The sequence below is a fragment of the Mesorhizobium sp. P2_E6 genome (assembly GCF_056403835.1).
Map to the genome: position 1 here is coordinate 85,693 of NZ_JBFUEQ010000012.1, position 21,997 is coordinate 107,689.

Sequence of the window (21,997 nt, forward strand, 5' to 3'; positions counted from 1 at the left end):
CTCAACCGGGCAAGGGCACCGTCAGCCCGACCTTGACGCGGTCCATGGCGACGAAGGTGCGGAACTTCCGCACATTGTTGCTGTCGAAGAACAGTTTTCGCGTCAGCGCCTCATAGGCGCCCATGTCGGCGACGGTGATGAGCAGGATGAAATCGGCCTCGCCGGTGACGTAGTAGCATTGCTGGACTTCCGGCGCGGCCGAGAATTGCCGCTTGGCCGCATCGATGAGTTCGGTGCGTTCGCTCTCGAGCTCCACCTCGACGAAGATGGTGATGGGTTGGCCGACCGCCGCCGGCTCGACCAGGGCAACATTGGCGGCAATGACGCCGGTCTGTTCCATGCGCTTGATGCGGCGCTGCACTGCCGGCGCCGAAAGATTGACAGCCTCGCCAATCACCCGCTGGGGCGTCGTATTGTCCCGCTGCAGGATGGTAAGGATGGCGAGATCGAAACTATCAAGTGAGGATGGCAATACGGGCAATCGAGACATCCCTGACGAAACAAACTTGCATATCGAGGGTCGTATTACAGCGCTCTTTGCGCCAATCCTGCAATATGTTCTCGCTGAACTGCCAAGGAGGCCGCCAGTGTTCCTACCCGATCGCCCAGTGTTCCTGCCCAACCGCAATGCCTTGCACCGCCAGACGCTTGACCCGGCCGATGCCGAAACGCTCGGGGTCGCCGGGGCCGACACGGTCGAGCGTTTCCTTGCCCATCGGGACAATCACCGGATGACGCCGCTGCATGCGCTGCCGGCGCTGGCGACTGAACTCGGCCTCGGTGCCTTGCATATCAAGGATGAAGGCTTTCGCCTCGGCCTCGGCAGCTTCAAGGCGCTGGGCGGCGCCTATGCTGTCTTCCGCCTGGTGCTGGAAGAGGCAGGTCGGTCGCTTGGTCGACCCGTCGATGTGGCCGATCTTAGTCAGCCGGATGTTCGGGCGGTTGCCGCGACGATGACGGTTGCCTGCGCCACCGACGGCAATCACGGCCGGTCGGTCGCGCAAGGGGCGCAACTCGTCGGTGCGCGGGCAGTGATTTTCGTCCACGCCGGCGTCAGCCAGCAGCGTATCGCCGCCATCGCTCGCTATGGCGCAGAGATGATCCGCGTCGACGGCAATTATGACGACTCGGTCAGGCAAGCCGCCCAACTTTCGGCCGAGAAGGGCTGGACCGTGGTCTCCGACACCTCGTGGCCAGGTTATGAGCGCATTCCCGGCCTCGTCATGCAGGGCTATACGGCGATCGTGCGCGAAGCATTGCGCCAGCTCCGGGAGCCACCGACCCATGTGTTCGTCCAGGCCGGTGTCGGCGGCATTGCCGCCGCGGTCGCCGGCTATCTTGCCATCGTGCTCGGCAATGCCAGGCCGACCTTCATCGTGGTCGAGCCCGCGCGCGCCGCGTGCGTTGTCGCGGCCGCCCAGGCGGGGTGCGTGGTGAAGGTTGCGCATGGCCAGCCGACGGTGATGGCGATGCTGGAATGCTACGAGGCCTCTCCGGTCGCCTGGCGGGTGTTGGCGCGTGCCGCCGACGCCTTCATGACGGTGGATGAGGACGAGGCCATAGCGGTGATGCGGCGGCTGGCGCAGCCACGTGCCGGCGATCCGGTGATCGTCGCCGGCGAAAGCGGCGGCGTCGGCCTTGCAGGGCTGATCCGGGCGGTGGCCGACAACCAGGCCGACCTTGGACTCGACGGCAAATCCCGGGTGCTGGTGATCAACACCGAAGGCGCCACCGACCCGCATCGCTATGCCGAACTGGTTGGCATGAGCCCGGCCGATGTGCTGGCCGGCAAGATGCTTGCGGGAGCAGATTTGTGATCGCCGTCGACACGCAGCGCCTGCTTGGCCGTATCCGTGAACTCGGCGCCGTCGGTCGTGACAGCGAGGGCAGGCTGATCCGATTGGCCGCCTCCGACACCGACAGGCTGGGCCGCGACCTCTTCGTTGGCTGGCTGCGGCAGGCCGGGCTCGATGTCGCCATCGACCGGGTCGGCAACATTTTCGGCATCTGGCAGAGCCCGGACAATGCCGGGCAGGCTCCGCTGCTCGTCGGCTCACATATCGACACGGTCATCGATGCCGGCATCTATGACGGCTGCTACGGCGTGCTTGCCGGGCTGGAGGTGATCGAGACCCTCAAGGCATCGGGCTTTTCGCCGTCGCGCCCGGTCGCGGTTGCCGCCTTCACCAACGAGGAGGGCGTGCGCTATACCCCCGACATGATGGGCTCGCTGGTCCATGCCGGCGGCATCGGCTTCGAGACGGTGCTGGCGGCTGTCGGCACCGACGGCAGCGTGCTCGGGCAGGAGCTTGCCCGCATCGGCTATGCCGGTGACAAGGAGCCCGGCTTCCTCAAGCCGCACGCCTATCTGGAACTGCATATCGAGCAGGGGCCGGTGCTGGAGCGCGAAGGCGTGCCGATCGGCGCGGTGGAGAATCTGCAAGGCATCTCCTGGCAACGCATCACCATCGACGGCGTCGCCAACCATGCCGGCACCACGCCGATGTCGATGCGCAGCGACGCCGGCTACGCCGCCGCGCGGGTCATCACCTTCCTGCACGATAGGGCCAAAGCCTCGAACACGCCGACGGTCGCCACCGTCGGCACGATTCGCTTCGAGCCGAATGCCATCAACGTCATTCCCTCCCAGGCCGTCTTCACCGTCGATCTGCGTGATCCCGATGAGCAGCGCCTGCAGGCGGAGGAGGCCGCACTTGCTGCCTGTCTCGAACAGCTTGCCGACACCGAAGGCGTGACGATCTCGGTCGAGCGGCTGGCCCGCTTCGAGCCGGTGATCTTCGACATCCGCATTGTCGAACTGATCGAGGCTGCCGCGAAAAACCGCGGCCTCGGCGTCAAACGCATGACATCAGGCGCCGGCCACGATGCACAGATGATGGCGCGTATCGCGCCGGCAGCGATGATCTTCGTGCCGAGCGCCGGCGGCATCAGCCACAATCCGCGCGAGCACACCGAGGATGCCGAGCTTGTTGCCGGCGCCAACATCCTGCTTGATGTGGTCACGGAACTGGCAAGGTAGGTCGGGAGAGGCAAGAAGAAATGTCCGAATTCGATCATGACGCGCTGAAGCAGGAGATGATTGTCTGGCGGCGCGATTTGCACGCGCATCCGGAGTTCGGCTTCGAGGAAACGCGCACCGCGGCCTTTGTCGCCACCAAGCTGCGCGAATTCGGCCTCGATGGTGTCACTGAGGGCGTCGGCGGCACCGGCGTCGTCGGCACGCTGAAACGCGGCAGCGGCAACCGGGCGATTGCGCTAAGGGCCGACATGGATGCCTTGCGCATCACCGAGCAATCCGCCGCGCCCTACCGTTCCGCCAATCCCGGCATCATGCATGCCTGCGGCCATGACGGCCACACCACCATGCTGCTCGGTGCTGCAAAACGCCTGGCCGCCGAGGGCGGTTTCGACGGCACCGTGCGCTTCGTCTTCCAGCCGGCCGAGGAATGGGGCAAGGGCGCATTGGCCATGCTCGACGATGGCCTGATGCAGCGCTTTCCCTTCGACGAAATCTTTGGCCTGCACAATATGCCCGGCCTGCCCATCGGACATTTCGAGACCCGCGCCGGCCCGATCATGTCGGCAGAGGACAATTTCGAGATCGTGCTGAAAGGGCTCGGCGGCCATGCCGCGCGGCCGCATTCGGGGAACGAAACGCTGGTCGCCGCCTGCGCGCTGGTCACCAATCTGCAGACCATCGTCTCGCGCCGGCTGAGCCCGGCCGACATATCGGTGGTTTCGGTGACCGAGCTGATCACCGACGGCACCCGCAACGCACTGCCCGGTCTTGCCCGCATTCTCGGCGATGCGCGCAGCTTCCGCCCCGAGGTCAGCGCCGAAATCGAGCGGCAGATGCGCGTCATCGCCGAGGGCACCGCAGCCGCCTACAATGTTACCGCCGAGGTCAACTACACCCGCGAATTCGTGCCGCTAGGCAATGATGCCGAACTGGTCGATGCGGCGTTTGCTGCCGCGAGAAGCGTTTTCGAGCCCGGCAACATCGCCGTCGCCCGCGAGCCGATGACCGGCTCGGAGGACTTCGCCCGCTTCCTCGACCATGTGCCGGGCTGTTTCGTCTTCCTCGGCAATGGCGAGACGTCGGCGCCGCTGCACAATTCGGGCTACGACTTCAACGATGACGGGCTGCTGTTCGGCACCAATTTCCATGTCGCCATGGCCAGGCAAAGGCTGGGCGGCGAAGCCGGGAGTTGATTGCGTTTTGATTGCCAGGGCGCGCCCGCCGCTGGCCCAAACACCATCGCTATCGCCAGCCAGCTCCCGCGTTTACTGAAATTCCCCGCTGACGGAGATCGGACGCTGATGACCAGGATTTCGCTGCTGGGAATTCCCCACGACGACAACTCGTCTTTCTTCAAGGGCCCGGCACGGGCCCCTGCCCATATCCGTCCCGAATTGTTCTCCGATGCCTACAGCATGTGGAGCGAAACCGGTTTTGATCTGACCGACAGGCTTGTCGATCATGGCGACATCGGCTTCGACGCCGCCACCGATCCATGGGACCTGATCGAAGGTGAGGTCGGGCGCGTGCTGGAACTGGGCGATCCGCTGATCTGCCTCGGCGGCGACCACGCCATTTCCGGGCCGATACTGCGCGCGGTGCGCCGCCGACATCCCAGCCTGACCATTCTGCACATCGACGCGCATCCCGATATGTACGATGCCTATCAGGGCAATCCGCGCTCCCACACCTCGCCCTTTGCCCGCATCATGGAAGAGCGGCTTGCCGACCGTCTCATCCAGGTCGGCCTCCGGACCGTCAACGACCATCATCGCGACCAGTTCAAGCGGTTCGGCGTCGAGGTGATCGAGGCGGCGCGGTTCGGCGACGATCTGCGGCTCGATCTCAAGACGCCGGTCTACATCTCGATGGACCTCGACGGGCTCGACCCGGCCTTTGCGCCAGGCGTCTCGCACCGCGAACCCGGCGGTCTGACCACCCGTCAGGTCATCGGCCTGATTCAATCGGTCAACCAGCCGATCGTGGCGGCTGATATCGTTGAACTAAACCCGCCTCGCGACATCGCCAACCTGACCGCCACCGTGGCGGCAAAACTGCTCAAGGAAATTGCCGGGATGATGGTCAAAACACGCGCGTGATGCGGCGACGTGCAGGTCGGTGCGGGGTACGTGTTTGACGAAGACAATCACCCGGTGACGCAGGGGCAAGACTCAGCTAGCCTGTCACTTGCGGCGGACCTGATTTATCCGCTTGGCCGGCGCTTCATTCTTCCTCCCAAGCGGCGCCGGCCTTCTTCCCCAAAAGTCTTTTTTGCTGATGCCAGATGAGATCGACCCGCAGCGTTAGGCTGATCCTTCATACGCCAATTCATCCTCGCATCGGCGTTGCGAACAAAGCAGAAACGATGCTTGATGGGCGATGAACCTCGCCACCTCTGATTCGACCTTTCGGGACCAGACCGTCCAGCCTGCCTATCTCACACGGCTGAACGACGCCCAACGTCTGGCGGTCGAGCATGGCAACGGCCAGATTGCCGGACCGCTGCTGGTCATTGCCGGCGCCGGTTCTGGCAAGACCAACACGCTGGCGCATCGCGTCGCCCATCTGATCGTCAAGGGGGCCGACCCGCGCCGCATCCTGCTGATGACCTTTTCGCGCCGCGCCGCGTCCGAAATGGCCAGGCGCGTCGAGCGCATCGCCGGCGAGGTGCTCGGCCGCGACGCCGCGGTGATCACCGACGCGCTGACCTGGGCCGGCACCTTTCACGGCATCGGCGCCCGGCTGCTGCGCGACTATGCGCTGGAGATTGGCCTCGATCCGGCCTTCACCATCCACGATCGCGAGGATTCCGCCGACCTGATGAATCTGATCCGGCATGAGCTGGGGTTCTCGAAGACGGAAGCGCGCTTTCCGACCAAGGGCACCTGTCTTGCCATCTATTCGCGTGCCGTCAACGCGCAGGCGCCGCTGGGCGAAGTGCTAGGGGCCGCCTTTCCCTGGTGCGCCGGTTGGGCGGAGCAGCTGAAGCAATTGTTCGCCGGATATGTCGAGGCCAAGCAGGCGCAGAACGTGCTCGATTACGACGACCTGCTGCTCTACTGGGCGCAGATGGCGGCCGAGCCCGAAATAGCCGCGCATCTGGGTGGGCGGTTCGACTATGTGCTGGTCGACGAATACCAGGATACCAACCGGCTGCAGGCCTCGATCCTGATGGCGCTTAAACCCGACGGCGCCGGGCTGACGGTGGTCGGCGACGATGCGCAGTCGATCTATTCGTTCCGTGCCGCCGAGGTGCGCAACATCCTCGATTTTCCCAAGCAGTTCGCGCAGGCCGCCGACGTGGTGATGCTGGAGCGCAATTATCGCTCGACCGAGACCATCCTGGCCGCCGCCAATGCGGTGATCGGCGAGGCCTCGGAGCGCTTTACCAAGAACCTTTGGTCGGATCGCAAATCCACCGACAAGCCAAGGCTGGTGAGCGTGCGCGATGAGGTCGAGCAGGCCAATTTCGTCTGCGATACCATTCTGGCCGAGCGAGAAGCTGGCACGGCGCTGAAATCGCAGGCGGTGCTGTTTCGCGCCTCGCATCACAGCGGCCCGCTAGAGATCGAGCTGACCCGGCGCAACATTCCCTTCGTCAAGTTCGGCGGCCTGAAGTTCCTCGATGCTGCTCACGTCAAGGATGTGCTTGCGGTGCTGCGCTTTGCCGAAAACCCGCGCGACCGCGTCGCCGGCTTCCGCGTGCTGCAGCTGATGCCGGGCATAGGCCCTTCGGTCGCCGCGCAAATCGTCGAGACGATGACGACGGCGCTGGACGAGGCGATGGGGTTGGCCGGCTGGCGACCGCCGCAGCGCGCGGCCGATGACTGGCCGGGCTTCGTCGCGCTCTATTCCGGCCTGCGGGCCGGCGCCAAATGGCCGGCCGATCTCGAACAGGTCAGGCTCTGGTACGAGCCGCATCTGGAGCGCATCCACGAGGATGCGATCACGCGCCGGGCCGACCTGTTGCAGCTCGAGCAGATCGGATCTGGCTATGCCTCACGCGAACGCTTCCTCACCGAGCTGACGCTCGACCCGCCGGACGCCACCAGTGACCAGGCCGGACCGCCGCACCGTGACGAGGATTATCTGATCCTGTCGACCATCCATTCGGCCAAGGGCCAGGAATGGAAGAATGTCTTCGTGCTCAACACCGTCGATGGCTGCATTCCCGCCGATCTCGGCGTCGGCACCAAGGAGGACATCGAGGAGGAGCGCCGGCTGCTCTACGTGGCGATGACCAGGGCCAAGGACAATCTCAGCCTGGTCATGCCGCAGCGCTTCTTTCCTCACGGCCAGGCGGCGCGCGGCGACCGCCATCTCTATGCCTCGCGCACCCGTTTCATCCCGGCCTCGATCCTTGCAGCCTTCCAGCAGGTCTCGTGGCCGAGCGCGCAAGCGGCACAGGGAAGGGCGCCCCGGCCGGAGGTGCGCGTCGACATTGGCGCGCGCATGCGCGCCATGTGGAAATAGCCGCGAGATAGCGCCATGCCCCAACCACCGGTCAGGATCGCCATCGCGGGTGCACTGGGTCGCATGGGCCGCCAGATGGCGGACGCCGTCCAGGCCGATGCGCGGCTGGCGCTCGCCGGTCGCTTCCACCGGCCGGGCATTGTCGGCGAAGGGCTGGTGAGCCGCGACGAGGCACTTGCCGTGGCCGATGTGGTGATCGATTTCACCACGCCGTCTGCCTCGGCTGATCTGGCAAGGTTTTGCGCCGATCGTGGCGGGCCGGCGCTGGTCGTTGGATCGACAGGCTTCGATGCTGCTGAGCTGGCCGCCATCGCCGATGCTGCGAAAACCATCGCCATCGTCCGCTCCGGCAGCTTTTCGCTCGGGCTGAACATGCTGGTCGGACTGGTCGAGCAGGCGGCGCGAGCGCTCGCTCCCGAGGACTGGGATGTCGAGATTGTCGAGGCGCATCATCGCCACAAGATCGATGCGCCGTCCGGGACGGCGCTGATGCTGGGACAAGCCGCCGGGCGCGGCATCGAACTGGACACGGTCGCAAGGCACGTCCGCGATGGGGTCACAGGCGTGCGGCCGCCCGGTGAGATCGGCTTTGCGGTGATGCGCGGCGGCAGCATCGTCGGCGAGCACAGCGTCAGCTTCTGCGCCGAGGGCGAGACCTTGACCTTGTCGCATTCGGCCGGCGACCGCACCATGTTCGCCCGTGGCGCCATCGCCGCCGCGCTCTGGGTGGCCGGGCGCCCGCCCGGTGAATATGACATGCGGGACGTGCTGGGGGTTGGCGGCTGAGCGAGGGGACCCATCACGACGGGATCGGGTGACAGCGAACAATGACGATGACCTGTCGCTGATCCTCGCCTTCGGCAAGTTGCTCGTCCAACTATGATCGGCCAGCATCCGCTTACCGATCCGTAAGGTTTGCGGTGATTTTCGGTACGGCCTTGAAAGGTGAATGAAAGCTTGGTGCCATAAGTGTTGGGCGCGCGCCCCGTATTTGTCGCGGAAAGCGATGGGAGAGAGAGGGCGCGGGAAACGAACAAAGGGAAGAGGCCATGTCGCTCGCGCGAATACTGCTTGATTCAGCCGCCACAACCGCACTCGTCGCCGTCATGGCCTTGTCCGCGCCGTCAGCGCGCGCCGACGAAAAAGTCTCCATCATGGTCGGCGGCTATGAGAAACAGATCTATCTGCCCGCCAAGCTGACCGAAGCGCTCGGTTACTTCAAGGACGAGGGTCTTGACGTCGAGTTGCTGAATGAACCGGCCGGCGTCGATGCCGAAAACGAGATGCTCGCCGGTGCCGTGCAAGGGGTTGTCGGCTTCTACGATCACTGCATTGACCTGCAGGCAAAGGGCAAATTCGTTGAATCCATCGTCCAATTCAGCCAAGCGCCGGGCGAGGTGGAACTTGTTTCGACGAAACACCCCGAGATCAAATCGCCTGCCGACTTCAAGGGCATGAGCCTGGGCGTGACCGGTCTAGGCTCATCGACGAATTTTCTTACGGAATACCTCGCCGTCAAGAACGGTTTGAAGCTGGGCGACTTCACCTCGGTTCCGGTCGGCGCCGGCACCACCTTCATCGCCGCCATGCAGCAGGACAAGATCCAGGCAGGTATGACGACAGAGCCGACGATCACGCGACTGCTGAAGACCGGCGAAGCGTCTGTTCTCATCGACATGCGCACAATGGAAGGCACCAAGGCTGCTCTCGGCGGCACCTACCCGGCCGCCTCCCTCTATATGCAGACCGATTGGGTCGAAGCGCATAAGGACGTCGTGCAGAAGCTGGCCAATGCCTTCGTCAAGACGCAGAAATTCATCAACACCCATACGGGCGCTGAAATCGCCGACAAGATGCCGAAGGACTATTATGTCGGCGACAAGGAGGGCTACGTGAAGGCCCTCGATGCAGGCAAGGCAATGTTCACCCCCGACGGGATCATGCCCGAAGGCGGCCCGGAGACGGTGCTGACGGTTCTTTCAGCCTTCAAGAAGGAACTGCAGGGCAAGCAGATCGACCTCTCCAAGACCTACACCTCGGAATTCGTCAAGAACGCCAAGTAGCAGACAGTGCCGGCGCGATGAACGACATCGCGCCGGTACCCATCAGTTTTGACGTCCGGCGGCCTTGGGCCGACGGGCGGGCGTTTGCTCGTACCCAGGAGTTCCACCATGGCCATTGAAAAAAATGCACCGGCGATCGAGCTGATCAACGTCAGCCGGCGTTTCCTTTCACCCACCGGCAAATCGCTGACAGCACTACGCGATTTCACCATGACCGTTGAACGCGGCGAATTTGTCGCCGTTGTCGGCCCGACCGGTTGCGGAAAATCCACCACCCTCAACCTTGTCACGGGGTTGGCAAGCCCAAGTGCCGGCGAGGTTCGCGTCATGGGCGCCCCGGTCACGGGAATAGACCCGCGCATCGGTTTTGTTTTCCAAAGTGACGCCTTGTTTCCTTGGCGAACGGTGATCGAAAACGTGATGGCTGGTCCACTCTTTCGCGGTATAGCGAAGTCGGACGCTACGGCCGCAGCGCGCGACTGGCTGGCGCGTGTCGGCTTGTCACGTTTCGAGCAGCACTATCCGCATCAGCTTTCTGGCGGCATGCGCAAACGTGTGGCTTTGGCCCAGACTTTCATAAATGGACCCGAGATTCTTCTCATGGATGAGCCGTTTTCCGCGCTCGATGTTCAGACGCGCGTGCTGATGCACGAGGAACTGCTGCGCCTGTGGTCTGAGGCAAAGGCTTCGGTGGTCTTCGTCACGCATGACCTCGAAGAGGCGATTGCGCTCGCCGACAAGGTCTATGTCCTGACCGCCGGACCGGCCACGGTGAAATCGGTCTACACCATCGATCTGCCGCGCCCGCGCGTGGTCGCCGATATCCGCTACGAGCAGAGCTTCATCAATTACTCGCGCACGATCTGGGCCGACCTCAAGGAAGAGGTTGAAACCAGCTATGCGCGCGCCGCAGCCTGAGGAGGAACGCCATGACCGATGCCGCCATTGACATCAGCGCAGGAGCTTTCAGGCCGGGCACTTCGGATGCGGAAATCGAGGCAGCCGCCGCGAAGGCGGTACGGCACCGCCGCCGCACGGTGATCTTTTGGCGGGTCGCCATTCTGATCGCCTTTCTCGGCCTGTGGGAAATCGCCGCGCGCCAGGCCTGGATCGATCCGTTCTTCTACGCAATGCCGAGCGCGATCGCGCAGCGGCTGTACGAATGGACGACAGAAGGAACGTCGGAGGGGCCTCTGTGGTACCACCTCTATGTCACAATGGAGGAATCGGTCATCGGCTTTGTGACTGGCTCGGTTGCTGGGATCATCATCGGCGTCGCGCTCGGCCGTAACCGGATGGCCGCCGATATCTTCTCCATCTACATCAAGGTGATCAACTCCATTCCGCGCGTGGTTCTGGCGCCGATCTTCATCATGATTCTCGGCCTCGGCCTCGCTTCGAAAGTGGCACTTGCCTTCGTGATGGTTTTCTTCGTCGTGTTCCACAATGCCTTCCAGGGCGTCCGGGAAGCCGACAGGGCGATGATCGCCAATGCGCGCATCTTGGGTGCATCCAACTGGCAGTTGACCCGTTCGGTGATCGTCCCTTCGGCGATGAGCTGGATTTTCGCCAGCCTGCATGTCAGCTTCGGCTTTGCCATCATCGGCGCGATCGTTGGCGAGTTCGTCGGCTCGCGATACGGCATCGGCCTGCTGATTAACATCGCCAAGGGATCCTTCGACGCCGCCGGCATGTATGCCGCGATCGTCATCGTCATGGTGGTGGCGCTCGGTGCCGAATATCTGATGACCATGGTCGAGGATCGCTTGGCGAAATGGCGTCCCCAGCCACTGCATGAGACGCAGTGAGCGGCAAGCCTAGCTGCTCGCCAAAGGCAGCCTGACCTCAACCACCAGGCCGCCGGTCGCGCCATCCCCGAGGGCGACGCGGCCGCCGGTATTTTCGACGACCTCGCGCACGATGGCGAGGCCAAGGCCGCTGCCTTCCTCGGTCGATCCGGCAACACGGTAGAAGCGCTCGAAAACATGGTCTCGCTCGTCCACTGGGATGCCGGGCCCGTCGTCGGTGACAGTCAGCACGGCTTCGTCCTCAACGGCCGCCAGCTTCACCGTGATGCTGCCGCCGGCCGGCGAATAGCGCAGTGCGTTGTCGACAAGGTTGACGATCATCTCGCGCAACATGGTGCCGTCGCCGATCACCGGCACGGGTCCGGCCTCCTCGAGGCCGAGATCGATGTGGTGACCGATTGCTGTCGGCGCCTGCGTTTCCAGCACATGGCGGGCGGCTTCGGTCAGGTCGACGCGGTCGGCGCGCGGCCGCCGGCTGCCCGGCTCGGCGCGCGACAAGGTCAGGAGCTGTTCGGCCAGCCGCGCCAGTCTGCCGGAGCTTGCCTGCAGCGCCACCAACGCTTCCTGGCGCGCGTCGGGGACGGTTTCGCGCAGCGCGTAGCTCGCCTGCGTTGACAGCAACGCCAACGGCGTGCGCAGCTGGTGCGCCGCATTGGCGATGAAGCGCCGCTGCGCCGCCATCTGCGCCCGCACCCGCTCCATATAGGCGTTCAGCGCATCGATGAGCGGGCGGATCTCGCTTTGCGCGCCAGGAACCTCGACCGGGTCGAGGTCGCTGCGGCTTGGCGACCGCACGGCGTCGCGCAGCCTGATCAGCGGTGCCAGGCCGCGACGCAGGCCCAACAGCACGAAGATGCCGGCAATAGCCACCAGCGCCAGTTGCTGGGCGAAAGCGTTGAACCACAAATGCCGCACCATCGCATCGTGCCCGGCAAGCGTGACGCCAACGGTAACCGATATCGGCGAGTCGTCTCCGGCGCCGACCACGGTGTGGCTGAAAGTAAGCAGCCGCAGCCGGTGGTCGCGATAGGTGGCCTCGATGCTTGGGTGCTTTGGCGCTTCCGGCAGGTCGGGATAGCCGGTCAGCAGCCGCCCTTTGGCAGTCTTGACATGGTAGTAGACACTGTCGCGATCGCCGGTATCGAACATCTCGATCGCCGCCGGCGGTATCGAGGTATCGAGCACGCCGTCTGTCATGGCGACCTGCTCCGCGATGGTCCGTGCCGAACCCAACAACATCCGGTCCGTGACCAGGTCGGCGGTGGCCAGCGCGTTGCCATGGCTGGTCCACAGATTGATGGTGGCGAGCCCGGCGAGCGGCAACACCACCCAGGCCAGCAACTGCAAACGGAGGCTGCTAATCCTCATGGCGCAAGAGATAGCCGAGGCCACGCAAGGTGGCGATCTGGACGCGCGACCCTTCAAGCTTCTTGCGCACACGGTGCACATAGATCTCGATGGCGCTGGGGTCGGCATCGGTCTCGAAATCGTAGATCGCCGCCGACAGTGCCGCCTTGCTTACCGTGCGTCCGGCCTTGACCATCAGTTGTTCCAGCACCGCATGTTCGCGCGGTGTCAGCGCCAGCGTCTCGCCGGCCAGCGAAAACAGCCGCGTGTTGGTGTCGAAGACGAGATCGCCGCAGGCAACCACAGGCGCGGTGCGGTCATTGGCGCGGCGCAGTTGTGCGCGGATTCGCGCCTCCAGTTCCTCGATCTGGAACGGCTTGGCCAGATAGTCGTCGGCGCCTTCATTGAGGCCTTTGACCCGGCCGTCGAGACTGGCGTTGGCGGTCAGCACGATCACCGGGACCCGGTTGCCGCGCGCTCGCAGCGTGCGCAGCACTTCCAGGCCGCCCATACGCGGCAATGCCAGGTCGAGGATGACAAGCGCGTGGCCGCCGGCGGCCAGCGCGTGCTCGACATCCTCGCCGTCATGGACGACGTCGACGACATAGTTCGCCTGGCGCAGGGTCTTGCCCAGCCAGTCGGCCAGTTCGAGATTGTCTTCGACAAGCAGCAGCCGCATTTCTATCGCTGTCTCACTATCCGCCGCCTTCAGTCTTTCACCGCCTCGAGCCTGATCAGCCGCGGCATCCGACAATGCCGACTGAATGAGCGACAGTATCGATTTCAACGCAAGGTAAATGCGGTCTTGCGGCTGATGACAACGGTTTTTTCGGACAGGATCGGCTTATTTCGGCGCCGAAATCGAACTGAACGGATCGGCTTGCGCGCAAGCGCCACAGTCGATCGAACCGCCCGGTTCAATTTATGTTGACGGACCGTGATGAGATGGTGAACGCCGGCTCGGCGGACGAGCATACAGTCGGCCGAGCGCGTCTATTAACTATTTGATATTGATAAAGAAAATTCTTGCCGCTTCAGCTACTGGCTTCGTTTCAAGGTCTGGATTCGGAGTGCGGAGGAACATCTTCGTGATTGGAAGTCGGCGAACGGAAAACCCATTTCGGTGTGGTCCGAGCGACGCGAAATTCCTCCCAAGGGCACGCCACTAGACGGACTGAACTGAGAACTACTGGAAGTTAAGAAAATGACCAAGATCGCTCTTACCGCCGCCGCCATGCTCGTTGCCACGGGCACCGCTTTTGCCAGCAGCGACCATTATGGCGCCGACAATGTCAACCAGCCGGCCGTGTCCGCGCCCGCTGGTAGAATAGACCACAGCTTCACGGCTTCGATCCGTAGGCCGGTCGAGCACCACGGCTTCTGGCTGACGCCCGATTCGAACCAGCCGGAATCCGGCCAGGGCATCTGGGGCCGGTAAGCCGGCGTCTGTCCGGATCCTCCCAAACCAGAACCATCAACCTTCATTCAGGAGTATTTGAAATGACCAAGATAGCGCTCACCGCCGCCGCCATCCTCGTTGCCACCGGCACCGCCTTCGCCAGCAGCGACAACTATGGCTCAAGCAACGTCAACCAGCCGGTTGCCAGCCACTCGGTTTCCAACATGGACACCATGCACACCGGCTCGATCCTGAAGTCCGAAAAGGCCCAGGCTGACGCCAATGCGAACGTACCGCCTCAGTCTGGCCAGGGCATCTGGGGCCGCTGATCCACGACGCAGACCTTCACTACAAAGAGCGGTGGGCCTGGCCCGCCGCTCTTGTTTTTTGCGCACAAGGGATAGCCGTCAGCTAGTGCATGTCGCCCAAAAGCGGCCCGGTTTTTGGGCAACGACATGCTTAAAAACAAAGACTTAAGCGCGCCGCCTGAATCCGTTTCAACGCGACGCGCTTTAGGCCCGCGCTGGGCCAACCGACCTTCCCAGTCGGCAAAAAAGTTCAGCCTCAAGGAATAAAACCGCACTGCCTGGGGTCTTGTCCTTAGCGGAACCGTCCTCCCAAGACGCCGCCCAACCCAAGAACCAGGAGACTTGAAAATGAACAGGATTGCCCTCGCCGCCACCGCCATCCTCGTTGCCACCGGCAGCGCTTTCGCCGCCAGCGACCACTATGGCTCCGACAATGCCAACCAGACGGTTGCCCCGGTTGCCGGCGTCGATCATGCCGTTACCGGCGCGGTCAACAACACGGATATGGCTGGGTACAAGGCTGCCGATACCAAGACGAAAGCCACAATCGACTTGCCCGAATCTGGCCAGGGCATCTGGGGCAACTGATGTCCGCGGCGGTGCGGTGGCCGGCCGCGCCTGCCCGGCACCGGGTTCTAGCCTACATCCCTCGGTCGCAGACAGTGAGTGAGCCGGGCCGAGGACAGGCCCGACCAATCTCCCTCGAAGACGAAGCGCGCAAGGGCTGCAGTGGGGAACTTTTCCTCGAGCCTCTTGCGCGCCTTGGCCTCCGACTCCGGCGAGGCAAGCTGGTTTGCCAGATCGTCCAGCCCCGGATTGTGGCCAACCACCAGCAAGCTTCTGCTAGAAGCGTCGGCCTGCCGCAACTGGCTCAGAATATCCGCTGCCGACGCATCATAGAGCACATCGGCGAAGGTGACCCGCGTGTGCGCAGGCAACTCCGCCGCAACCAGCCGCCAGGTGTCGCGGGTTCGCAGCGCCGTCGACACCAGTGCCAGGTCCGGCAGCCAGTCGCGCGCCGCAAGCTCGCGCCCCATCAGCTTGGCGGCCTTCAACCCGCGCCCGGCGAGCGGCCGATCGAAATCAGCGAGACCCGGATCGTCCCAGCTCGACTTGGCGTGGCGAAGCAGGAGAAGCTGTTTCATCCCCATCTATCCGGCTTAGGGGGTTATCCGCGCCAATTGCTCGAGGTCGGCTTCCTCGCGCAGTGGGTCGGGCGCCATCACCACCGAGGTGGCATTGTCGGCATCGTCGGCAAAGTGGGCCAGCACAGTACGGCCGGCTGCCATGCGCGCCTTGCCCTCTGCGACCAGCCCAAGCGCCAGCGGATAGAGCTGGTGCTCGGCCTTCAGCACACGGGCGGCCAGTGCATCCGCGCTGTCGCCGACCATCACTGGCACGGCCGCCTGCGCGATGATCGGGCCGTCGTCCATTTCGGACGTGACGAAATGAACCGTGCAGCCGTGGATGCGCATGCCGGCGGCCAGCGCGCGCGCATGGGTGTCGAGCCCCTTGAACGCCGGCAGCAGGGCAGGGTGGATGTTGATCATGCGGCCCTGCCATTTCTGGACGAAACCGGGGGTGAGGATGCGCATGTAGCCGGCCAGCGCGACGATCTCGGCATTGAATGCTGCAAGTGCCGCATCGATCGCCGCGTCATGCGCCTGCTTGCTACCATGGTTGGCGCGGGGAATGATCTGTGTGGCGATACCGCGCGCCTTGGCGACACCAAGGCCGGCGGCGTCGGCCTTGTCGGAAATGACGCCGACGATCTCGGCGGGGAAGGCCGGGTCGCTGGCCGCCGCGATCAGCGCGGTCATGTTGGAGCCGCGCCCCGAGATCAGGACAACGGTGCGTTTCCTCTGCGCGCTCATAGGCCGATCGAGCCCCGGTAGATGACGCCGGCATCGCGGCGCGGCACGATGCGGCCGATCGGCGTCACTGTCTCACCGGCTTCCTGCAGCACGGCGGCGACCTGCGCTGCCTGGCCGGAAGCGACCGCCAAAATCATGCCGATGCCGCAATTGAAGGTGCGCATCATCTCTTCCGGCGCGACACCGCCGGTCCTGGCCAGCCACGAGAACACCGCGGGGACGTCGATCGCCTCGAGGTCGAGCTCGGCCGAAAAATCCTTGGGCAGCACGCGTGGAATGTTTTCGGGGAAGCCGCCGCCGGTGATGTGGGCCAGCGCCTTGATGCCATGCGTGCCGCGTATGGCCTTGAGAATCGACTTGACGTAGATGCGGGTCGGCTCGAGCAGCGCCTCGGCCAACGTCGCCTCGTCATTGAACGGCGCCGGATCGCTCCAGGCGAGCCCGCTGACGCCGACGATGCGGCGCACCAGCGAAAATCCGTTCGAATGCAGGCCCGAGGAGGCGAGCCCAAGCAGCACATCGCCTTCGACGATGTCGTCGGTCGGCAACAGCTGGCCGCGTTCGGCCGCGCCCACCGCAAAGCCGGCGAGGTCGTAGTCGTTGCCGTGATACATGCCGGGCATTTCCGCCGTCTCGCCGCCGATCAGCGCGCAGCCCGCCTGCCGGCAGCCCGCGGCAATGCCGCCGACGATCGCGGCACCCTGGTCGGGATCGAGCTTGCCGGTGGCGAAATAGTCGAGGAAGAACAGCGGTTCGGCACCTTGCACGACGAGGTCGTTGACGCACATGGCGACGAGATCGATGCCGATCGTGTCGTGCTTGCCGGCATCGATGGCGATCTTGAGCTTGGTGCCGACGCCGTCATTGGCGGCGACCAGCACCGGATCGGTGAAACCGGCCGCCTTGAGGTCGAACAGGCCACCAAAGCCGCCAATCTCGCCGTCGGCGCCCGGCCTGCGTGTGGCGCGCACCAGCGGCTTGATCTTCTCGACCATCAGATTGCCGGCATCGATATCGACGCCAGCCTCGGCATAGGTGAGCCCGTTCTTGCGCTTGCTCATTTCTGGCGCTTGCTCATCGTTGTTTCGTTTGCGGGCTCTTCGCATGAACGGCTTCGCCCCGCAAGGATGACGGTGGGATGCCGAAGTTTTGCCCCGATAAAAAGCGTGGAGAGCGGGTTTTTCGGCGGCGGTGGCGCCCCCTTGTGTGAAATCCCCGCTGTCCTTGCTTTTTATCGGAGGCAAAACCCCGTACCTCCGTCTGCGCCTTCACCCCTTTGCATCCTTGTGTCTGTCTGTTGTTGGTGCTCTGTTGCTTCGCATCAGGCATCCGGGGACAGGCCATGCCCAATCCGTCGCAACAGATCATGAGGCTAGGCTTTGGATTCGCCGTGTCACAGGCGTTGCGCGTAATTATCGAACTCGGCATCCCCGATCTCCTGGCTGTCAACGAGCAGTCGGTGGATAAACTTGCGGCTGCCACTCAGTCGGATGCTGACGCGCTTTATCGTGTAATGCGACTTCTCGCGCCGGAAGGCGTCTTTAGGGAAGTACTGCCCCGTCATTTCGAATTGACGGAGGTTGGCGCCGCGCTGCGCTCCGATAAGCCGGGTCCCCGTGACTTCGTCCGCATGATCAACGGTGAGGCCTATCTTGCCTTCGAGCAGCTCCTGCATTCTGTCCGCACCGGAAAGCCAGCCTTCGATAAGGTGTTCGGGAGCCCAAGGTTTGACTGGCTGTCGGAACACCCGGAGCAGGCTGCCTTGTTTCAGCGTGCAATGATCGCCTTGAGCCAAGGCAGTAACGAGGCCGTTGCCGAAGCTTATGACTTCAGGCCGTTCACACGGATCGTCGACGTTGGCGGCGGACATGGTCAGCTTCTCTCGGCGATCCTGGCCCGCACCCCCATTTGAGCGGCGTGCTTTTCGATCCGCCTTCGGGCGTCGCGGCAGCCCGCCAGGGTGCCGGAGGCGACCTGCCGCGCACCGAATTTATCGCAGGTGATTTCTTTGAAAGCGTTCCCACCGGTGACGTCTACGTCATCAAGAAGGTCGTTCACGATTGGGACGATGGGCGTGCCGCGGAGATCCTGCGAAATTGCCGCAAGGCAATGTTGCCGAACGGAAAGGTGCTTGTGGCCGAGACCCTCGTGCCGCCAGGTGACGAACCGAACCAGATCAAGGGTATCGACGTGGTCATGCTCGCCGTCACTGGCGGCCTGGAGAGGACGCAGGTCCAATATGCAAGCTTGTTCGACGTCGCTGGGCTACGCCTTGAGCGAGTGATTCAGACCCGAGGACCCATTTCCATCCTTGAGGCGTCTGCAGCCTAACCAGAGAATATCAATGTGAGCAGTCGCGGTGCCTCGCCGTCCAGCTACCTTTGCTATGGGTGGCGCTTCTCCCTTGCGATCCCCTCCGTCTCCCATCATCTATCAGCATGCAAACCCGACAGGCGCGCATTTGACCATCCCCAACCTGATCACCATCCTGCGCCTGGTTCTGGTGCCAGCGGTGGTGTTGGCGATGCTGCAGGCGCGCTGGGACTGGGCCTTTGCCGGCCTCCTCATTGCCGGCATTTCGGATGGCGTCGACGGCTTCATCGCCCGTCGTTTCAATCAGCAGTCCATGCTCGGCGCCTATCTCGATCCGATTGCCGACAAGCTGCTGCTGGTTTCGGTCTTCGTCGTCCTGGGCTTCATCGGGCAATTGCCGCTGTGGCTGGTCGTCACCATGGTGTCGCGAGACGCGCTGATCGTCTGCGCCGTTGTGTTGTCGTCGGTCATGGCCCATCCAGTCGAGATGAAGCCGCTTTTCGTGTCGAAGGCCAACACCGCTAGCCAGATCGTGCTGGCGGCGGTTGTGCTGGGCGAACTTGCCCTTGCCGTTCACCTCGACCCTCTGCGGCCAGCCCTCATATTGCTGTCCGGGGTCTTGACCGTGGCTTCGGCCGCGGCCTATCTCGTGGCTTGGCTGAGGCATATGAGCGGCTATGGCGAAGGCTCCAATCCGGGCATCTGAGAGAGAAGCGGCAGTTGAGAGAGAGGCTGCGGTGATCGAGGCTGCGGCTGCCGATCTCGCCGCATCATCCACCTTCCGCCGGCAGATCTTCTTCTGGCTGGCCGGCGCGGCCGTGCTCGCACTTTTCCTCTATGTCTTCAGTGCCATCTTGTTGCCCTTCGTTGCTGGCATGGTGCTTGCCTATTTCCTCGATCCGGTCGCCGACCGGTTGCAGCGGCTCGGCCTGTCACGCTTCATGGCGACGGTGGTCATCCTCATCACCTTCCTCATCGTGCTGGTGCTGGCCTTCGTCGTCCTCATTCCCGTGCTGGCGACGCAGATGGCCGATTTCGCCGGCAAATTGCCGGAATATCTGACCCGGCTGCAAAGTCTGATCACGTCATATGATCCGAAATGGCTGGAACAGAAATTCGGCGTCAACGCCAATAGCTTGCGCGACGGGCTGAATTCGCTGCTGACCTCCGGCTTCGGCCTGCTCACCACGGTCTTCACCTCGATCTGGAGTTCCGGCGTGGCGCTGGTCTCGGTGGTCAGCCTGTTCGTGGTGACGCCGGTGGTTGCCTTCTACATGCTGCTCGACTGGGACCGCATGGTTGCGGTCATCGACAGCTGGGTGCCGCGCGACAATGTCGCGACGGTGCGCGCGATCGCCAAGGAGATCAACACCGCAACAGCCGGCTTCGTGCGCGGCCAGGGCACGCTGTGCCTAGTGCTGGGCGCCATGTACGCCACCGGGCTGACGCTGACCGGGCTGAATTTCGGCATTCTTATCGGCCTGTTCGCCGGGCTGATCTCCTTCATCCCCTATGTCGGCTCGCTCACCGGACTGGTGCTGGCCGTCGGCGTCGCCTTCGTCCAGTTCTGGCCGGACTGGACGATGATCGTCGCCGTCGCGGTGGTGTTTTTCATCGGCCAGTTCATCGAGGGTAACATCCTGCAGCCACGGCTGGTCGGCAAGAGCGTCGGCCTGCATCCGGTATGGCTGATGTTCTCGCTGTTTGCCTTCGGCGCGCTGTTCGGCTTCGTCGGCCTGCTGATTGCCGTGCCGGCTTCGGCGGCAGTTGCCGTGCTGGTGCGGTTTGCCATAGCCCGTTATCTGGAATCGCCGCTCTACAAGGGCCACGGCAGCACCGCGCCGGAGCTCCCGGCCGATCGGCGCAAGGCCATCAAGCCATGATTCGGCCGGTGACCAGGTTCCTTGCCGGGCCGCATGGCTGAGTCCGTATGAGCGACCAGAAAGCCGACCCGCCGCGCCAATTGCCACTCGATCTCGGCCATGGCACCGGCTATTCGCGTGACGACCTCGTCGTCTCCGGCACCAATGCGCAAGCGGTGGCTTTGGTCGACCGTTGGCCGGACTGGCCCTCGCCGGTCGTGGTGCTGGCCGGTCCCGCCGGCTCCGGCAAGACGCATCTGGCTTCGATCTGGCGCGCGCGCGCCAACGCGGTGATGGTCGACGCCAGGCGTATCGGTGACAGCATCGCCAATCTCGGCGCCCGGCCGGCACTGATCGACGATGTCGATACCGGCGCGGTGGACGAGCAAGGCCTGTTCCATCTGATCAATGCGGTGCGTGGTGCGGGCTCGACGCTGTTGTTGACGGCGCGCCGCTTTCCCTCGGCTTGGGGTGTTGCGCTGCCTGATCTGGCCTCGCGGCTGAAGGCGGCGGCGACGGTCGAGATCCATGAGCCTGACGACGTCCTGCTCGCCGGCGTCATCACCAAGCTGTTCGCCGACCGCCAGGTCGAGGTCGAGCCGCATGTCGTGCAGTATCTGGTCCGCCGCATCGAGCGCTCGCTGGCGACCGCGATGCGTGTGGTGGAACGGCTGGACCGCACAGCGCTCGAGCGCAAGACGCCGATCACGCGGGCATTGGCGGCCGAAACCGTCAGCGCCATGGACGAGGGGCAGGGCGAGTTCGAGATCTAGGATTTCCCAATGGGGCAAGGCCCATAACCGGGATCGGCGCAACGTACCGTTCGTTGCACCAGCGGCGCCGACATTGCATGTCGATGAGAGGATGGTCGGAGTGGAGAGATTCGAACTCCCGACCCTCTGGTCCCAAACCAGATGCGCTACCAGGCTGCGCTACACTCCGAACGGTCTGTTGCCTATTCATTTCGGTGTTGCATGGCAAGTGCAAAAACCTTGCCGTGTTGCGCATTGCGCAGTAATGACGACGCAGGGTGGCGATGCTGCCTTGCACAATAACGAGGTGGCCATGTCCGCGCGCATTTTCAGCCCAGCCAAAACCGCGATGCAGTCCGGCAAGGCCAAGACCGGCCATTGGGTGCTGGAATTCGACCCCGAGATGCGCAAGAAGATCGACCCCTTGATGGGCTACACCACGTCGGGAGACATGAGGAGCCAGATCAGGCTCACCTTTGATACGAGGGAAGAAGCGGTGGCCTACGCCGAAAAGGAAGGATTCGCCTTCCGCGTCGAGGAGCCGAAAGAGACCAAGCGCCGCCAGATTTCCTATGCCGAGAATTTCCGCTATGACCGCAGGACGCCCTGGACGCATTGACCGGCGGCCAGCGTCAAGTAATCAGCCGGCCCGGCGGCCGGCCAGCGGTCCCGTAGCTCAGCTGGATAGAGCACCGGCCTTCTAAGCCGATGGTCACAGGTTCGAATCCTGTCGGGATCGCCAATAAACCGCTGAAATG

Annotated in this window: 22 protein-coding genes, 2 tRNA genes and 1 pseudogene; 18 read left to right on the forward strand and 7 right to left on the reverse strand. The window is 63.5% G+C overall.

Annotated elements, in window-relative coordinates; all coding sequences use genetic code 11:
- Position 1: 1 nt before the first annotated feature.
- On the reverse strand, positions 2 to 481 hold the full coding sequence (locus AC1D08_RS26320; RefSeq protein WP_457151399.1) for an Lrp/AsnC family transcriptional regulator: 480 nt from the start codon (positions 479 to 481) through the stop codon (positions 2 to 4).
- A gap of 127 nt (positions 482 to 608) precedes the next feature.
- Between AC1D08_RS26320 and AC1D08_RS26325 the strand changes: the two genes are divergently transcribed.
- From AC1D08_RS26325 to AC1D08_RS26365, 9 genes are all read left to right on the forward strand, one after another.
- Positions 609 to 1,817: a diaminopropionate ammonia-lyase gene (locus AC1D08_RS26325; protein WP_477226443.1), complete on the forward strand. Its 1,209-nt coding sequence runs from the start codon at positions 609 to 611 to the stop codon at positions 1,815 to 1,817.
- The gene (locus AC1D08_RS26330; protein WP_457151400.1) at positions 1,814 to 3,040 is read left to right on the forward strand and encodes a Zn-dependent hydrolase; all 1,227 of its coding nucleotides are present in this window, start codon (positions 1,814 to 1,816) and stop codon (positions 3,038 to 3,040) included. The genes AC1D08_RS26325 and AC1D08_RS26330 overlap by 4 nt, the downstream gene beginning before the upstream one ends.
- A gap of 20 nt (positions 3,041 to 3,060) precedes the next feature.
- The gene (locus AC1D08_RS26335) at positions 3,061 to 4,233 is read left to right on the forward strand and encodes a M20 aminoacylase family protein (protein ID WP_477424418.1); all 1,173 of its coding nucleotides are present in this window, start codon (positions 3,061 to 3,063) and stop codon (positions 4,231 to 4,233) included.
- 108 nt (positions 4,234 to 4,341) lie between these two features.
- A complete protein-coding gene (locus tag AC1D08_RS26340; RefSeq protein ID WP_457151402.1) occupies positions 4,342 to 5,139 on the forward strand; it encodes an agmatinase family protein in 798 nt (265 codons plus the stop codon).
- A 280-nt stretch (positions 5,140 to 5,419) separates the two neighbouring features.
- Complete coding sequence (locus tag AC1D08_RS26345; RefSeq protein ID WP_457151403.1) at positions 5,420 to 7,513, forward strand: ATP-dependent helicase; 2,094 nt, start codon at positions 5,420 to 5,422, stop codon at positions 7,511 to 7,513.
- 15 nt (positions 7,514 to 7,528) lie between these two features.
- A complete protein-coding gene (gene dapB, locus AC1D08_RS26350) occupies positions 7,529 to 8,299 on the forward strand; it encodes a 4-hydroxy-tetrahydrodipicolinate reductase (protein ID WP_457151404.1) in 771 nt (256 codons plus the stop codon).
- Positions 8,300 to 8,619: 320 nt separating this feature from the next.
- Positions 8,620 to 9,576, forward strand: a complete 957-nt coding sequence (locus AC1D08_RS26355) for an ABC transporter substrate-binding protein (protein WP_457151407.1) — start codon at positions 8,620 to 8,622, stop codon at positions 9,574 to 9,576.
- 108 nt (positions 9,577 to 9,684) lie between these two features.
- Positions 9,685 to 10,494, forward strand: a complete 810-nt coding sequence (locus tag AC1D08_RS26360) for an ABC transporter ATP-binding protein (RefSeq protein WP_477226444.1) — start codon at positions 9,685 to 9,687, stop codon at positions 10,492 to 10,494.
- 11 nt (positions 10,495 to 10,505) lie between these two features.
- Positions 10,506 to 11,384 carry an ABC transporter permease gene (locus AC1D08_RS26365; RefSeq protein WP_477226313.1) on the forward strand — a complete coding sequence of 293 codons (879 nt, stop codon included), beginning with the start codon at positions 10,506 to 10,508 and terminating at the stop codon, positions 11,382 to 11,384.
- Between the two features lie 9 nt (positions 11,385 to 11,393).
- On the opposite strand, the gene AC1D08_RS26370 is transcribed toward AC1D08_RS26365, so the two are convergent.
- Positions 11,394 to 12,752: a sensor histidine kinase gene (locus AC1D08_RS26370; protein WP_477226314.1), complete on the reverse strand. Its 1,359-nt coding sequence runs from the start codon at positions 12,750 to 12,752 to the stop codon at positions 11,394 to 11,396.
- Positions 12,742 to 13,410 carry a response regulator gene (locus AC1D08_RS26375; RefSeq protein ID WP_477226315.1) on the reverse strand — a complete coding sequence of 223 codons (669 nt, stop codon included), beginning with the start codon at positions 13,408 to 13,410 and terminating at the stop codon, positions 12,742 to 12,744. Before AC1D08_RS26375 ends, AC1D08_RS26370 begins: the two co-directional genes overlap by 11 nt.
- Positions 13,411 to 13,935: 525 nt before the next feature.
- On the opposite strand from AC1D08_RS26375, the gene AC1D08_RS26380 reads away from it, so the two are divergent.
- The 3 genes from AC1D08_RS26380 to AC1D08_RS26390 all read left to right on the forward strand — a co-directional run bounded on the left by AC1D08_RS26380 (position 13,936) and on the right by AC1D08_RS26390 (position 15,026).
- Complete coding sequence (locus AC1D08_RS26380; protein WP_095086236.1) at positions 13,936 to 14,169, forward strand: DUF680 domain-containing protein; 234 nt, start codon at positions 13,936 to 13,938, stop codon at positions 14,167 to 14,169.
- Between the two features lie 62 nt (positions 14,170 to 14,231).
- Entirely contained in the window at positions 14,232 to 14,459 is a 228-nt protein-coding gene (locus tag AC1D08_RS26385) for a DUF680 domain-containing protein (protein WP_095086233.1), read from the forward strand.
- A gap of 327 nt (positions 14,460 to 14,786) precedes the next feature.
- A complete protein-coding gene (locus AC1D08_RS26390; RefSeq protein ID WP_457153225.1) occupies positions 14,787 to 15,026 on the forward strand; it encodes a DUF680 domain-containing protein in 240 nt (79 codons plus the stop codon).
- Positions 15,027 to 15,073: 47 nt separating this feature from the next.
- On the opposite strand, the gene AC1D08_RS26395 is transcribed toward AC1D08_RS26390, so the two are convergent.
- The 3 genes from AC1D08_RS26395 to purM are packed head-to-tail and all read right to left on the reverse strand — an operon-like array spanning position 15,074 to position 17,373.
- Positions 15,074 to 15,583 carry a SixA phosphatase family protein gene (locus AC1D08_RS26395; RefSeq protein WP_457153224.1) on the reverse strand — a complete coding sequence of 170 codons (510 nt, stop codon included), beginning with the start codon at positions 15,581 to 15,583 and terminating at the stop codon, positions 15,074 to 15,076.
- A 15-nt stretch (positions 15,584 to 15,598) separates the two neighbouring features.
- Positions 15,599 to 16,312 (reverse strand): phosphoribosylglycinamide formyltransferase, encoded by a 714-nt coding sequence (gene purN, locus AC1D08_RS26400; protein ID WP_457153223.1) that lies wholly within the window; start codon positions 16,310 to 16,312, stop codon positions 15,599 to 15,601.
- Positions 16,309 to 17,373 carry a phosphoribosylformylglycinamidine cyclo-ligase gene (purM, locus tag AC1D08_RS26405; protein WP_457153222.1) on the reverse strand — a complete coding sequence of 355 codons (1,065 nt, stop codon included), beginning with the start codon at positions 17,371 to 17,373 and terminating at the stop codon, positions 16,309 to 16,311. Before purM ends, purN begins: the two co-directional genes overlap by 4 nt.
- Before the next feature lie 305 nt (positions 17,374 to 17,678).
- On the opposite strand from purM, the pseudogene AC1D08_RS26410 reads away from it, so the two are divergent.
- The 4 genes and pseudogenes from AC1D08_RS26410 (at position 17,679) to hdaA (ending at position 21,260) form a co-directional block, all read left to right on the forward strand.
- A pseudogene (locus tag AC1D08_RS26410) lies at positions 17,679 to 18,643 on the forward strand (methyltransferase).
- Positions 18,644 to 18,773: 130 nt separating this feature from the next.
- Positions 18,774 to 19,331 (forward strand): CDP-alcohol phosphatidyltransferase family protein, encoded by a 558-nt coding sequence (locus AC1D08_RS26415; RefSeq protein ID WP_457153220.1) that lies wholly within the window; start codon positions 18,774 to 18,776, stop codon positions 19,329 to 19,331.
- A complete protein-coding gene (locus AC1D08_RS26420; protein WP_457153219.1) occupies positions 19,303 to 20,508 on the forward strand; it encodes an AI-2E family transporter in 1,206 nt (401 codons plus the stop codon). Before AC1D08_RS26415 ends, AC1D08_RS26420 begins: the two co-directional genes overlap by 29 nt.
- A gap of 47 nt (positions 20,509 to 20,555) precedes the next feature.
- The gene (gene hdaA, locus AC1D08_RS26425) at positions 20,556 to 21,260 is read left to right on the forward strand and encodes a DnaA regulatory inactivator HdaA (RefSeq protein WP_457153218.1); all 705 of its coding nucleotides are present in this window, start codon (positions 20,556 to 20,558) and stop codon (positions 21,258 to 21,260) included.
- 92 nt (positions 21,261 to 21,352) lie between these two features.
- On the opposite strand, the gene AC1D08_RS26430 is transcribed toward hdaA, so the two are convergent.
- Positions 21,353 to 21,429, reverse strand: a tRNA-Pro gene (locus AC1D08_RS26430).
- A 123-nt stretch (positions 21,430 to 21,552) separates the two neighbouring features.
- Between AC1D08_RS26430 and AC1D08_RS26435 the strand changes: the two genes are divergently transcribed.
- Together AC1D08_RS26435 and AC1D08_RS26440 are read left to right on the forward strand one after the other, a co-directional pair.
- On the forward strand, positions 21,553 to 21,858 hold the full coding sequence (locus tag AC1D08_RS26435; RefSeq protein ID WP_095086744.1) for an ETC complex I subunit: 306 nt from the start codon (positions 21,553 to 21,555) through the stop codon (positions 21,856 to 21,858).
- A gap of 46 nt (positions 21,859 to 21,904) precedes the next feature.
- Positions 21,905 to 21,981 (forward strand) — tRNA-Arg (locus AC1D08_RS26440).
- Positions 21,982 to 21,997 lie beyond the last annotated feature (16 nt).